The following is an 11,762-nucleotide window of genomic DNA, read 5'->3' as shown; positions in this document are numbered from 1 at the left end:
GGCTTAAAGTTAGTTAAAAAAGACATCAAAGTCAGTTAGTAGTTAAGTTTATTTTGGGAGGAAAAAGTATGGATACTTACGGTTTACTTAAAACAGCTTTGAACGTTTCACAAACCCGTTCAGAGCTCATTTCTAATAATATTGCCAATGTTAATACTCCAAATTATAAAGCCCAACGTGTTGTTTTCGAAAGTCAATTATCGCAAGCTATGAATGGTATGAGCTTAACGGAAACACACAAAAATCACATGCAGCCAGGCGGAAGTGATGTAGCTTATGTTACTTCAAGAAGTACCGGTTTTTCTAAGAATGGAAACAACGTTGATATCGATACTGAAATGGTTAATCAAGCTCAAAACAGCTTATATTACAGTGCGCTCACATCACAACTCAACGGGCGTTATAGCATGATGAATTATGTGGTAACACATTAGGAGGTATTTAAATGAGCATTTTTAACGGACTTCAAATTAATGCCAGTGGGCTTTCACTAGAACGTTTGAAGCTTGATGTGGCTTCAAATAATATTTCTAATGTTAATACAACCAGAACTGCTGAAGGCGGTCCTTATAAAAAAGAGACCGTTGAATTTTCCGAAAATCTGAAACAAGCTGAAGGGGCTAATTACTTAACACATGCTGGTGTTAAAGTAACCAATATTGCTCAAGATGATACGACTAAATTAACGTATGATCCTGATAATCCTGACGCAAATGAAAACGGCTATGTTGAATTTCCAAATGTTAACATGGCTGATGAAATGGTCGATATGATTCAGGCTATGCGGACTTATCAGGCAAATGTTTCTTCTAGTGAAGCCAATAAGACCATTTTGAAAAAGGCATTAGAAATTTCTAAAGACTAGTTTTAGAGGAGAAAGCATATGAGTTCAATTAATTCAATTTCAGGTTTAGAAAATTATCAAAATCAATTAGCTAAGATTACGGGGCTTGACACTAACAGTCAAAGCGCATCTAAAACTTCAGCGACATCTTTTGGCGATATTTTGCAAAATGCTATTTCAACTTTGAATAACAATATGAACACCATGGATAGCGCTACCAACGGAATGGTCTCAGGTACTGAAAACGACCTTGGCAGCGTTATGGTGAAGATGACTGAAGCACAATTGTCATTGGAAACGGCTGTACAAGTTAGAAATAAAGTCGTTGAAGCTTATAGTGACATCAAGAATATGCAGTTTTAGTTGTTAGCAGGGGGTAACATTAGTGGATAGAGTAAGAGAGGCTTTAGAAGCATTAAGAGCTAGATGGAGCTCTTTAAGCCGTCTAGTGAAAATTGCTATTATTCTAGGCCTAGTCAGTTTAATTACGATAGGCGGTGTGGCCTACTACTTAAATACACGGGTGCAATACAGTGTTTTGTTCTCTAATTTAAGCCAAGGCGACGCTGGGACTATCACACAACAATTAGAATCAGATAATGTTAGCTATAAATTAGCCGATAACGGGACAACCATTCTGGTTGATAAAACCAAGGTTGACCAATTGCGGATTGATTTAGCGGTAGATAATAAATTGCCAAGCAGTTCGAAAGGGTTTGAATTGTTTGATTCTTCAAATGTTATGACAACTGATTCAGACCGTAAAATTATGTATCAAAGAGCTTTGACTGGCGAATTGGAAAAGTCGATTGAAGCTTTAGATGATGTCAGCAAGGCTAAGGTTAATTTGACCATGGCTTCCAGCGACAATGTTTTTGACAGTTCAAACAGTAAAAAAGCTAAGGCCTCAATTGTGTTGACCCTTAAAAATGGTTCGATTTCAAATGATGCTGTACAAGGGATTGTGGCTTTAACAGTTGGCGCAGTACCTAACTTGAACAAAACCAACGTTAAAGTGGTTGATCAATCAGGCAAAGTCTTGAATAAGAGCGACAGTTCAAGCGATAGTACAACCGCTACTAGCAAGTATATGAAGCTCGAACGTCAATACGAAAAACAGATGGAAAAGAAGATTTTGAAGTTGATTGAACCGATTGTTGGGACTAATAAGATTCGTGTTTCAGTCAATGCTGATTTAAACTTCAATGCCATCCAAAGCAAGACTACTAAATACAGCAATCCACAAGTTAGAAGTGAAAATGTTCAAGCTAGCGGCAATAATACGACCGTAACGCAGGCTCAAACCGGTGCAGTCAACGATAACGTCGATAACGTTTATAACGGCAGTGATGGCAGCAACGCTACTTACAGTCGAACTGTTAATAATGAACTTAATACCGAAATTACCAAGGTGATTAATGCACCGGGGTCAATCAACCGTTTGACCAGTTCTGTGGTAATTGACGGTGATTTATCTGCTGGTGACCGGCGCAGTATTCGGCGACTGGTTCAAGGAGCTTTGGGTTATGATCAAGCTCGTGGTGATACGGTACAAGTGCAGGCTGTCAACTTTGCTCGACAAAAGTCAGCTAAGAAGAAAGCTGCTACGAAAGCTAAAAAGGCTCAAACCAATTGGTGGCTTATTGGCGGTATCATTGCTGGGGTTGTAGTTGCTTTAGGTATTTTAGCCTTTATCTTAATTCGGCGCCGTCGTCGAGCTGAAGAAGAGGAAGAAGAGTACTATGATGATGACTATGACGTTGATGTTACTGGTGAAGATGAGGAAGACGATGCCCAAGCTCAAGCAGCTCAAGCAGAAGCTCAAGCTGAAATTGAACGGCGTGAACGTGAAAATGAAGCAAAACGGCGCCAGGTTGATTCAAATGAACAAAAAGCTAAAGTTTATGCTGAATCCCATCCGGACGTGGCAGCTGATTTGATTACCGCTTGGGTCAAGGAAAGCATGGCTAACGGAAATAACAATAAAAAGTGAGGTGTTTGAGTAGATGGCTGAATTAACGGGGATAAAAAAGGCAGCAATCTTGATGATTGCGTTGGGGTCAGAAACCTCATCTAAAATTATGAAACAACTGCCAGAATCAATGATTCAACAGGTCAGTTATGAAATCGCCAATACCGATTATGTTTCACCTGAAGAACGTGATCAGGTTATGAACGATTTTGTCAATACAGCTCAAGCACGTCAGTATGTACTGGATGGCGGGATTGATTACGCTAGAAATTTGCTTAACCAAGCCTTAGGTCCACAACGTGCTAAAGAAGTTATTGATATTTTAAATCAAATTCAATTGCGGGAAAGGCCTTTTGATATTGCGCGCAAGGCTGATGAAAAGCAACTTTTGAACTTGCTTTTGGATGAACAGCCACAAACCATTGCCCTCATCTTATGCTATTTGCAGCCAGATAAGGCTGCCAGCATGATTTCAGAACTTCCGAATGAATTGCAAGCTGAAGTTGCAGAACGCATTGGTTCGATTTCATCCACTTCACCCTGGGTTATCAAGGCAATTGAAGATGTGATGAAGACCAAGTTTACCAGTTTTGATGAAGTTGAAGCCGAAAAAGTCGGTGGGGTCAATACTTTGGTCAACATCCTCAATGCTGCCAGCCGCAGTACCGAAAAGAATATTATCGACGATTTGGAAAAACGCCAACCGGAACTTGGTGCCGAAGTCAAAGCCAACCTCTTTACCTTCGACGATATCAGTACCTTGGAACCACGCGATGTGCAAAAAGTATTGCGCGATGTGCCAAACGATGTTTTGGAACTTGCCCTCAAGGGTGCTTCCGACGATATCAAAGAATTCCTGTTCCAAAATATTTCATCACGTGCGGCCGACAATATCCGCGAAGATTTGGAATACATGGGGCCAGTTCGGTTGTCTTCAGTCGAAGAAGCTCAACAAAAGATTGTTGCAGTTATCCGCCGCTTAGACGATGCAGGCGAGATTTACATCGGAAGAGGCGATCAAGATGCAGTGGTCAAGTAATCGCAGCAGCATAGTTAAAAATTCAGCGGTTAAACCTGGGGAAGGTAAGGAAATTGTCACCAAAGTTGAAGTTCCTCAAGTAATTGATCCCAAAGAAGCTGAATTACTTAGCGAGGAAGAAAGAAGATTTGCTAAAAACAATCAGCGTTTAGCTAAAATTGAGCTTGAACATAAGCAAAAGTTAGCGCAAATGGAAAAAGATTCGCTTGCTAAGGCCAAAAAAGAAGCTGAAGTTATTCAACAAAAGGCGCAAGAACAAGGATACAAAGCTGGTCAGCAGCAGGGGTATCAAGACGGTTACCAAGCAGGATTAAATGAAGCACAAAAAATCATTGATCAAGAGCAAAAAAATCTTAACCAAACAACGGCTGATTGTCAGAGACTGGCGCAGGAAAAAGAGGCGCAAATGCGTGAATTTTCGATTAAGATGGCCGAAGTCTTGCTCAAAAAGCAGTTGGAACTTAAGCCTGAAATGATTGTGGATGTGATTAATCCGGTTTTGGTTGAGTTTGAAAAACCAGATGAGATGCTGATTATTAGAGCTAATAGCCGGTATCATGAACCATTAAGCGACCGCATGGGAAAAATGCACCAGGAAATTCCTAACCTGCGCTATTCGGTTTTAGATGATGATGCCCTTGGTTTAGGCGAAGTTAAGCTTGAGTCCAATGAATCATTTGTAACTGTTGATATTCAAAAAGAACTGGAACTTTTTTTACAAAGCCTTGACGAAAAAGATAAGGAAGATTAATCATGGTAGAATTGCTTTTTCCGACAGATAAATATTTAAAAAAAGCCGAGCGTCACAAATTTTATACAACTTATGGCAAGGTTAGCGAAGTTGTAGGCTTGATTATTAAAGCTGAAGGCTTAAGCGTATTTGTCGGTGAAATCTGCGATGTTGTAGTTAAGGGCGGGCATAAAGTTACCCCGGCTGAAGTGGTAGGCTTTGTTAAACAAACGGTCCTTTTGATGCCTTTAGATGAACTTGAAGGCATTGGACCGGGTTGTGTGGTGAAACCGACTGGTAAAACTCTGCAAGTTAAGGTAGGACCGCAACTTCTAGGCCATACCTTAGACGGGTTGGGGCGCCCGTTTGAAGCGGATGATATCGATGAGAGTAAGCTCGTCGAATATCCGGTTATTCATGATTCGCCCAATCCTTTCAAACGCAAGCCAATTTCAAATATTTTGCCAACAGGTGTTAGAGCCATTGATGGCCTGTTAACGGTTGGCGAAGGCCAAAGAATGGGGATTTTTGCCGGGTCAGGGGTTGGTAAAAGCACCTTGCTTGGGATGATAGCCCGCTATTGCCAAGCGGATGTGATTGTTATCGGTTTAATTGGTGAACGTGGTCGTGAAGTAAAGGAATTTATCGAAAAAGATTTGGGTCCAGACGGCTATGCCAAATCTGTGGTCGTTTGTGCAACCTCTGATACACCGCCTTTGGTTCGCTTGAAAGGTGCCCATACAGCCACAGCGATTGCGGAATATTTCCGGGATCAAGGCAAAAAAGTTGTTTTAATGATGGATTCTGTAACCCGTTTTGCCATGGCGCAAAGAGAAATCGGCCTTTCGACAGGCGAACCTCCGACAACCAAAGGTTATACCCCTTCTGTTTTTGCTGAATTACCTAAATTGATGGAACGCAGTGGGATGTCGGATAAGGGTTCAATTACGGCCTTTTATACCGTCTTGGTTGAAGGTGATGATATGAATGAACCAATTGCTGATGCGGTTCGTGGTATCTTGGATGGCCACATCGTCTTATCTAGACAAATCGCAGCGCAAAACCATTACCCAGCCATTGATGTTCAGGTCAGTTTAAGCCGTTTGATGAAGGGCTTAGTTTCAGACGAGCACAATAAAGAGGCTGGCGAGGTACGTGAAAACATGGGTGTTTATAACAATTCGAAAGATTTAATTGATATTGGTGCTTATAAAAAAGGATCAAATGCAGTGATTGATTACGCTGTTTCCTTGCATGTGCCGATTGAAGATTTTTTGAAACAGCGGGTTGAAGAATTTTCAAGTTTTGAAGAGACGGAGCAGAAATTGCATAATTTATTTGCTGATATTCCTAACGGTCAATGGGCCGGCTAAAGCCGTGTGAGAGGAGATAGCGATGAAAAAATTTGAATTTTCACTTCAAAAAGTACTTGATTATCGATTAACAGTGGAAGAACAAGCAAAAGCCAAATTCGCTGAAGTTCAACGCCAAATTAATGAAACAGAGCAACTGATTGTTGATTTGGGACATGAAAAGCACGATATGATGGATGTCAGAGAACTGAGCTTAGGACGTCTACAGGTACAACACCGCTATTTAGCTCAGCTCGACAATGAAATTATGATGGCTAATGCGCATTTAAGACAGCTTGATGGCGAGCAACAAAAGACTTTAAATGCATATGTCGAAGCTCAAAGGGAGCGCAAAGTTTTAGAAAAATTACGTGACAAGAAAAAGGCCGAATATCAGCTTGAAGCCAATCATGAAGAGCAAAAGCAGCTTGATGAGATGGCTAACCGACCTAAGTACAGTCTAGATTAACGTTGAAAGGAGGTGAAAAAATGAATCCAACAGTGGCAAACACGATTGATACCGATGCTACTTATCAAGCTAATACCAGCAGCATTAGTAGTGCAGATAAGAACAACTTTAAGCAGATTTTTAAAAGTAAGACTCAAACATCGGCGACAAAGCAAAAGCAAAAGCAAACGTCAACTAAGACTAAGGTGAACCAAGATCCAGATAATGCGGATACTAAGCTTAAAACAGCTGATGATAACACAACTTCAGCAACGGTAACAAAAGACACCACAAAAACAGTTTCTGATGCTAAAGAGCAAACCGTAAAAGACCAAACGGATAATTCAGAAGCGAAAACAACCACGTTAGATGCTGATACGCAGGCAGCGGCTTTATTGGCTAATCAAGTACAAACGATAGCAGATCCGCCAGCAGCTCAAGTTGTGCAAACAACTCCAACTGGGCAAACAGATGCTGCAAGCGAAAATGCAACTGTCGATGTGAAGACAGACACAGATGTGGACGTTAGTCAGGATACGGCCGTTTCCATTGTGGATGTAACGCAGGTTGTCAGCGGTCAAAACGCTGTTAATGATATATCAGGTCAAACAAATAGCAATCCTGATTTGAATCAAAATCAGGGTCAGGCAGCTCAGAATCAATTAACCAGCCAAGCTGTGCAAACTGCAGCCAATAATGTCAACAATGTGCAAACGAACCAACCGGCAGCAGCGGATAACATTACCGTCGAACCTAATTTGGCAGTGGATACGGTTGATGCAACTGTTGATTTGAACCAAGTAGCTAATTTAAGCGGGCAAGCCCAAACAGTGGCACAAAGTACTTCGCCGGCGGTTAAAGCGGCTTTTAGTTCACAATTAACCCAAGCGGCTGATAAGGTAGCTGAACAAATTGCACAGCCGTTGATGGAAAAAGCACAAACAACGGTATCGACTAATGGCGAGGTTAAAACCATTACCTTACAGTTAACGCCGGCTAAATTGGGCAATGTTAAAGTTGTGATGCAAGTTAGCGATCAGGGTGTTTCCTTGAAATTCAATGTGCAAACTTATCAAGCTAAAGAACTATTGCAATCGGTGACTGGCAAATTAGACCAGATTATGAGGAATGCTCAAACAAGTTCGACTAGTCAGGCTAATCAGCTTTTTAATCTGCCGGAACAAAAGCAGACTGAAAATGTGGTTAAAGCCCCTAAATATGAACAAAATTTTGGCAATATGCTTAATTTTAACAGCCAGGGTCAAACGCATCAATTTGGGCAAGATCAGGCTATGCGACAAATGCGCACCGTAGCTGGTTATCAAAAAGCACCAGTTTTAGAAGAAACGAGTGAAACTAAGACTGAAGAGCAAGTACCAACCAGCACAATCAGTATTTTAGCTTAGAAAGGAGCAACAAGATGACAGAAATCGTCAATACAAAAAATACTATTTCTACCGATCTTGCCAATGCCGTAGCCGGTTCATCATCGGCACAAGTTTTAAAAAATATTGGCAATAACAATACCACCATTAAGATGGATGACTTTTTGAAGATTATTTCGACTGCTATGAGTACCCCTTCGCTTGACGGTGATTCATCTTCAAGTTCTAGCAGTACGGATTACATTTCACAAATGTCACAATTTGCGATGTTGCAGGCTGTGACGGATTTGGAAAAAGAAGTTACTTCTTCAATGATGGTTTCGCAGCAGCAACAAGCTTTTTCATTGATTGGCAAAAATGTTACAATTAATGATTCAACCGCCGGTACTGTTACTGGTAAAGTTGAAAAAGCGCAGATTAAAGATGGTTTTGCGCAAGTCTATGTCAACGGAAGTTATTATGACCTAGGCAATTTAACGGAGGTTGGTGGATAAATGCGTATTGCTCAAGTTAATTTGGAAAGTCAAAGCAAAAGTTTAGCTAAAAGGCAAGCTGTTAGCAAGCAAGACTTCGCCAATGCACTTGATACAGCACAGTTGAAAATTTCCAACCATGCCAAAAAGCGAATGAGTGCTAGAAACTTGAATCTAGTCGGCGAAGACTATGCTCAGATTTCAAAAGCTGTCTCTGAGCTCGAAGCAAAGGGCAGTCGTGAATCACTGCTTTTATATAAAGATATGGGCTTAATTGCCAATGTCAAGAACCATACCATTATCACGGCCATGAACATGGGTGAAATTGGTACGGTAACTAATATCGATAGTACAAAATTTATTAAATAACAGCTGGACCGCAAGGAGGCTGTTGTATCCTTTGAATGCTTGAGAAGGATACCGTGATTTAAACAGGAGGAAAAATTAATGATTAGATCTCTTTATTCTGGCGTTAGTGGTATGAAGGGCTTTCAAACCCAAATGGACGTTATCGCAAACAACATTTCAAATGTTAACACGCACGGTTTTAAATCAAGTCGTGTTTTGTTTGAAGATATGATTAGTCAAACAAGTTCTAATGCCTCTGCTCCCGGTTTAGGGCTTGGTGGTGTCAACGCTAAGCAAGTAGGTTTAGGGGTTCAAGTTGGCGCTACAGATATGAACACGTCACGTGGTAACATGGAATCAACCGGTTTGACATCTGATTTGTATATCAGTGGCGAAGGCTATTTTGTAACTAGACGTGAAGCAACCGCCGATTCCGATGCTGAAACCTACTATACCCGTGATGGTGCTTTTAAGCGTGATAGTACCGGTTTGTTGGTTAACCCCAATGGGTACCATGTGAAAGGCCAACCAGCCCGCCAAAATTGGACAACCAATCCGGTTGAATACAATAACTCATTTAGCAGTGCTAATTACTTTACCACACCAACAGGTGCTGATGATTTAGCTGATATCACCATTCCGGCTCAAATTACAGTTAATGGTACGACCCAACGTTTCTCAGCTTATACTATTGATGGTGACGGGTTGGTTACAGCAACTTACGGTAGTACTAAGTATGTTATGGGTAAAGTTGAATTAGCTACCTTCAATAACCCATCTGGCTTGCAAAAAGTCGGCAGCAATAGTTTCCAAGTAAGTAACAACTCCGGTGATCCAAACTTTACTACTCCTGGTGCCGGCGGTTCTGGTTCACTTGAATCAGGTTACTTGGAAATGTCAAACGTTGACTTGGCTGACCAATTCTCACAAATGATTGTTGCCAGCCGTGCTTACCAAGCTAATGCTCGTAGTATTACAACATCTGATACGATGCTGGAAGAATTGATCAATTTGAAGCGTTAATGAGATAATCTAATAAAAAGCGAGTGATGTGTGTGATTGAACTAACAGCTTGGAGTGGCGGACGATTTTTTTTAAATCCAGATATGATCGTCCGCATCGATGAGACGCCAGATACGGTTGTAACCTTAAAAGATGGGACACCGATTGTAATTAAAGATAAAGCTGAAGAAGTGGTGGAACGCATTATTGCATACCGTCGCCAAACTTTTAGCGAATTGTTTAGTGGTAAAATAGCAGCGCATACACCAGAAGCTGCTATCAATGAAGAAAATTAATGACAAGGGAGTTGGGTGAAAATGGATAACAATCAAAAAAAGCCAAGAGGCAAAAAGGTTGAAGAACCTGAAGCAACAGAAGGTAAGAAAGGGCCAAAATGGGGACTCCTAATTCCATTGATTGTCATTTTGACAATTTGCGGAAGTGTTGGCGGGACCGTTTTAGCAACACACTTTCTTTCACCGGATGCAACATCTTCTTCATCTTCATCAAGTTCAGTAAACCGTAACATTGGCAGCGGCAAATTGGGCGAAGGCGAAAAATTAGTTACAGTTTCAAAATTCGTAGTTAATTTAACTTCAAACGATTCTTCAACACATTATGCTCAATTAAAGATTGCTTTACTGGTTTCCAGCTCAACTAAGGCTAAAGAATTAAAGAAAAATATGCCGATTGTGCGTGATGCGGTTATCAGCGTTGTGAAAAAGAAGCAGGCTAGTGACTTACTGAATAATACTGGCAGTGTTACGGCCTTGAAGAATGAACTCAAATCAGGTATCAACGAAGAGTTGGGTGAATCGATAGTTGAACAAGTCTATGTCACTCAACTGGTTGTTCAATAAAACTTCGCAATTTAATTAACATAATTCCGTTGCATGCTTCTTAAAATTTATGATAAATTACATTTAAAAAGTATTTAATATACTGAACATACAACGGCTAGGGGGCTGTGTGAATCACAGCCTCCATCCTTAGTTAATGGTGGAGGCTTATATGGGTACTATTCTCGCATTGATTCGGGTTATTTTGGGGCTGGCAGTCGTTTTGCTATTGCTGATTTTAACGCTGAAATATCTAAATTGCTTTACAAATCAAATGGACAGCCATTTTAAAATTGTCAAAAAAATTGCTGTTACCAAGGAATCATCGCTGGCCATTGTTTTGATTGTTGATACCTACTATGTGATGAGTTTTTCAGAACATGGCAGTGAAATTATCAAAGAATTAACAGAAAATCAAGCCCAGATGCTGCTCGATGAAGAAGAGCAAAATATAAAGCACCAGCAGGAGATGGCAGCTAATTTTAAGCAGATATTTGATAAGGTTAGAAAGAGGAAGTAGGTTATGGGGTTTAAACAAAAAAAAGTTAAATTTGCAGTCTTACTGCTGATGGGAACCTTATTATGTATGCTTTTGACGCTTAAAGTTCCTGATAGTGTTACAGCCGCCAGTGTCAGTGATGCGACTAATACGTTGAATAAATTACTGTCGAGCAATGGTCAAGGGTCATCAACTAGAATTGTTGATACTTTTGTGGTAATGACTCTTTTATCATTTATTCCGATTATTTTAATCATGACTACTTCGTTTACGCGGATTATTGTTGTTTTGTCCTTTGTGAGAACGTCACTGGGGACTAACTCTAATCCGCCTAACCAGGTATTGATTGGATTAGCGCTCTTTTTGACCCTCTTCACAATGAGACCTGTTTACAGCGATGTTTATCAAGATGCGATTAAGCCCTATAATGCTAATCAGATTACTGAACAGCAGGCTTTTAACCGGTCGGAAAACCGCATTAAGCAATTTATGTATGAGCAGGCTAACAAAAAAGATATCAAGTTGTTTAAAGATCTTGATCAAAAAGAAGCTAAAAAGAAGACCAGTTATAAAACCTATAAAGATATTCCTTTCACAGTGATGGCACCGGCCTTCATTTTAAGCGAATTAAAGACAGCCTTCAGTATTGGCTTTTTACTCTTTATTCCGTTTATGATTATCGATATGGTTGTCGCCAGTGTGCTGATGTCGATGGGGATGATTATGCTGTCGCCGGTCATGATTTCACTGCCGTTCAAGATTTTGCTCTTTGTTTTGGTTGATGGCTGGTATCTTTTGGTCGAATCACTGGTTCAGAGTTTCAATTAGTAG

General features: G+C 40.5%; 16 protein-coding genes. All 16 read left to right on the top strand.

All coding sequences use genetic code 11. The features are described from left to right. Nucleotides 1-68 precede the first annotated feature (68 nt). The 16 genes from flgB (at nucleotide 69) to fliP (ending at nucleotide 11,759) form a co-directional block, all read left to right on the top strand. On the top strand, nucleotides 69-434 hold the full coding sequence (flgB, locus tag BMX26_RS04195) for a flagellar basal body rod protein FlgB (RefSeq protein ID WP_075530211.1): 366 nt from the start codon (nucleotides 69-71) through the stop codon (nucleotides 432-434). A gap of 11 nt (nucleotides 435-445) precedes the next feature. Beyond that, on the top strand, nucleotides 446-865 hold the full coding sequence (flgC, locus tag BMX26_RS04190) for a flagellar basal body rod protein FlgC (protein ID WP_075530210.1): 420 nt from the start codon (nucleotides 446-448) through the stop codon (nucleotides 863-865). 18 nt (nucleotides 866-883) lie between these two features. Beyond that, a complete protein-coding gene (fliE, locus tag BMX26_RS04185) occupies nucleotides 884-1,207 on the top strand; it encodes a flagellar hook-basal body complex protein FliE (protein WP_075530209.1) in 324 nt (107 codons plus the stop codon). A gap of 22 nt (nucleotides 1,208-1,229) precedes the next feature. Continuing rightward, nucleotides 1,230-2,837, top strand: a complete 1,608-nt coding sequence (fliF, locus tag BMX26_RS04180) for a flagellar basal-body MS-ring/collar protein FliF (protein ID WP_075530208.1) — start codon at nucleotides 1,230-1,232, stop codon at nucleotides 2,835-2,837. 13 nt (nucleotides 2,838-2,850) lie between these two features. Next, nucleotides 2,851-3,855: a flagellar motor switch protein FliG gene (gene fliG / locus BMX26_RS04175; RefSeq protein ID WP_075530207.1), complete on the top strand. Its 1,005-nt coding sequence runs from the start codon at nucleotides 2,851-2,853 to the stop codon at nucleotides 3,853-3,855. Next, complete coding sequence (locus BMX26_RS04170) at nucleotides 3,839-4,606, top strand: FliH/SctL family protein (protein ID WP_075530206.1); 768 nt, start codon at nucleotides 3,839-3,841, stop codon at nucleotides 4,604-4,606. Before fliG ends, BMX26_RS04170 begins: the two co-directional genes overlap by 17 nt. 2 nt (nucleotides 4,607-4,608) lie before the next feature. Then, nucleotides 4,609-5,958 (top strand): flagellar protein export ATPase FliI, encoded by a 1,350-nt coding sequence (gene fliI, locus BMX26_RS04165; protein ID WP_075530205.1) that lies wholly within the window; start codon nucleotides 4,609-4,611, stop codon nucleotides 5,956-5,958. 22 nt (nucleotides 5,959-5,980) lie between these two features. Then, on the top strand, nucleotides 5,981-6,406 hold the full coding sequence (fliJ, locus tag BMX26_RS04160) for a flagellar export protein FliJ (protein ID WP_075530204.1): 426 nt from the start codon (nucleotides 5,981-5,983) through the stop codon (nucleotides 6,404-6,406). Between the two features lie 20 nt (nucleotides 6,407-6,426). Next, nucleotides 6,427-7,791, top strand: coding sequence for a flagellar hook-length control protein FliK (locus BMX26_RS04155; protein WP_075530203.1), 1,365 nt, complete (start codon nucleotides 6,427-6,429; stop codon nucleotides 7,789-7,791). A gap of 14 nt (nucleotides 7,792-7,805) precedes the next feature. Further along, the gene (locus BMX26_RS04150; protein WP_075530202.1) at nucleotides 7,806-8,264 is read left to right on the top strand and encodes a flagellar hook capping FlgD N-terminal domain-containing protein; all 459 of its coding nucleotides are present in this window, start codon (nucleotides 7,806-7,808) and stop codon (nucleotides 8,262-8,264) included. Then, the gene (locus BMX26_RS04145; protein WP_075530201.1) at nucleotides 8,265-8,612 is read left to right on the top strand and encodes a flagellar protein; all 348 of its coding nucleotides are present in this window, start codon (nucleotides 8,265-8,267) and stop codon (nucleotides 8,610-8,612) included. It begins immediately after the preceding gene. Nucleotides 8,613-8,690: 78 nt separating this feature from the next. Next, nucleotides 8,691-9,614, top strand: a complete 924-nt coding sequence (locus BMX26_RS04140; protein WP_075530200.1) for a flagellar hook-basal body complex protein — start codon at nucleotides 8,691-8,693, stop codon at nucleotides 9,612-9,614. Between the two features lie 32 nt (nucleotides 9,615-9,646). Beyond that, on the top strand, nucleotides 9,647-9,889 hold the full coding sequence (locus tag BMX26_RS04135; RefSeq protein WP_075530305.1) for a flagellar FlbD family protein: 243 nt from the start codon (nucleotides 9,647-9,649) through the stop codon (nucleotides 9,887-9,889). Between the two features lie 21 nt (nucleotides 9,890-9,910). Next, the gene (gene fliL, locus BMX26_RS04130) at nucleotides 9,911-10,453 is read left to right on the top strand and encodes a flagellar basal body-associated FliL family protein (RefSeq protein WP_075530199.1); all 543 of its coding nucleotides are present in this window, start codon (nucleotides 9,911-9,913) and stop codon (nucleotides 10,451-10,453) included. A gap of 151 nt (nucleotides 10,454-10,604) precedes the next feature. Next, entirely contained in the window at nucleotides 10,605-10,952 is a 348-nt protein-coding gene (locus BMX26_RS04125; RefSeq protein ID WP_075530198.1) for a flagellar biosynthetic protein FliO, read from the top strand. A gap of 3 nt (nucleotides 10,953-10,955) precedes the next feature. Beyond that, the gene (gene fliP / locus BMX26_RS04120) at nucleotides 10,956-11,759 is read left to right on the top strand and encodes a flagellar type III secretion system pore protein FliP (RefSeq protein ID WP_075530197.1); all 804 of its coding nucleotides are present in this window, start codon (nucleotides 10,956-10,958) and stop codon (nucleotides 11,757-11,759) included. Nucleotides 11,760-11,762 lie beyond the last annotated feature (3 nt).

This window comes from Ligilactobacillus sp. WC1T17 (assembly GCA_900110005.1).
GTDB classification, from domain to species: Bacteria; Bacillota; Bacilli; order Lactobacillales; family Lactobacillaceae; genus Ligilactobacillus; species Ligilactobacillus ruminis_A.
The sequence above is the reverse complement of the archived record's forward strand: the minus strand, read 5'-3'. Positions and strand labels throughout refer to the sequence as shown.

Bases quoted from the DNA above. Each gene is read 5' to 3' on its own strand.
- flgB (WP_075530211.1), top strand. From the start codon at position 69: ATGGATACTTACGGTTTACTTAAAACAGCTTTGAACGTTTCACAAACC.
- flgC (WP_075530210.1), top strand. From the start codon at position 446: ATGAGCATTTTTAACGGACTTCAAATTAATGCCAGTGGGCTTTCACTA.
- fliE (WP_075530209.1), top strand. From the start codon at position 884: ATGAGTTCAATTAATTCAATTTCAGGTTTAGAAAATTATCAAAATCAA.
- fliG (WP_075530207.1), top strand. From the start codon at position 2,851: ATGGCTGAATTAACGGGGATAAAAAAGGCAGCAATCTTGATGATTGCG.
- BMX26_RS04170 (WP_075530206.1), top strand. From the start codon at position 3,839: ATGCAGTGGTCAAGTAATCGCAGCAGCATAGTTAAAAATTCAGCGGTT.
- fliI (WP_075530205.1), top strand. From the start codon at position 4,609: ATGGTAGAATTGCTTTTTCCGACAGATAAATATTTAAAAAAAGCCGAG.
- fliJ (WP_075530204.1), top strand. From the start codon at position 5,981: ATGAAAAAATTTGAATTTTCACTTCAAAAAGTACTTGATTATCGATTA.
- BMX26_RS04155 (WP_075530203.1), top strand. From the start codon at position 6,427: ATGAATCCAACAGTGGCAAACACGATTGATACCGATGCTACTTATCAA.
- BMX26_RS04150 (WP_075530202.1), top strand. From the start codon at position 7,806: ATGACAGAAATCGTCAATACAAAAAATACTATTTCTACCGATCTTGCC.
- BMX26_RS04145 (WP_075530201.1), top strand. From the start codon at position 8,265: ATGCGTATTGCTCAAGTTAATTTGGAAAGTCAAAGCAAAAGTTTAGCT.
- BMX26_RS04140 (WP_075530200.1), top strand. From the start codon at position 8,691: ATGATTAGATCTCTTTATTCTGGCGTTAGTGGTATGAAGGGCTTTCAA.
- fliL (WP_075530199.1), top strand. From the start codon at position 9,911: ATGGATAACAATCAAAAAAAGCCAAGAGGCAAAAAGGTTGAAGAACCT.
- BMX26_RS04125 (WP_075530198.1), top strand. From the start codon at position 10,605: ATGGGTACTATTCTCGCATTGATTCGGGTTATTTTGGGGCTGGCAGTC.
- fliP (WP_075530197.1), top strand. From the start codon at position 10,956: ATGGGGTTTAAACAAAAAAAAGTTAAATTTGCAGTCTTACTGCTGATG.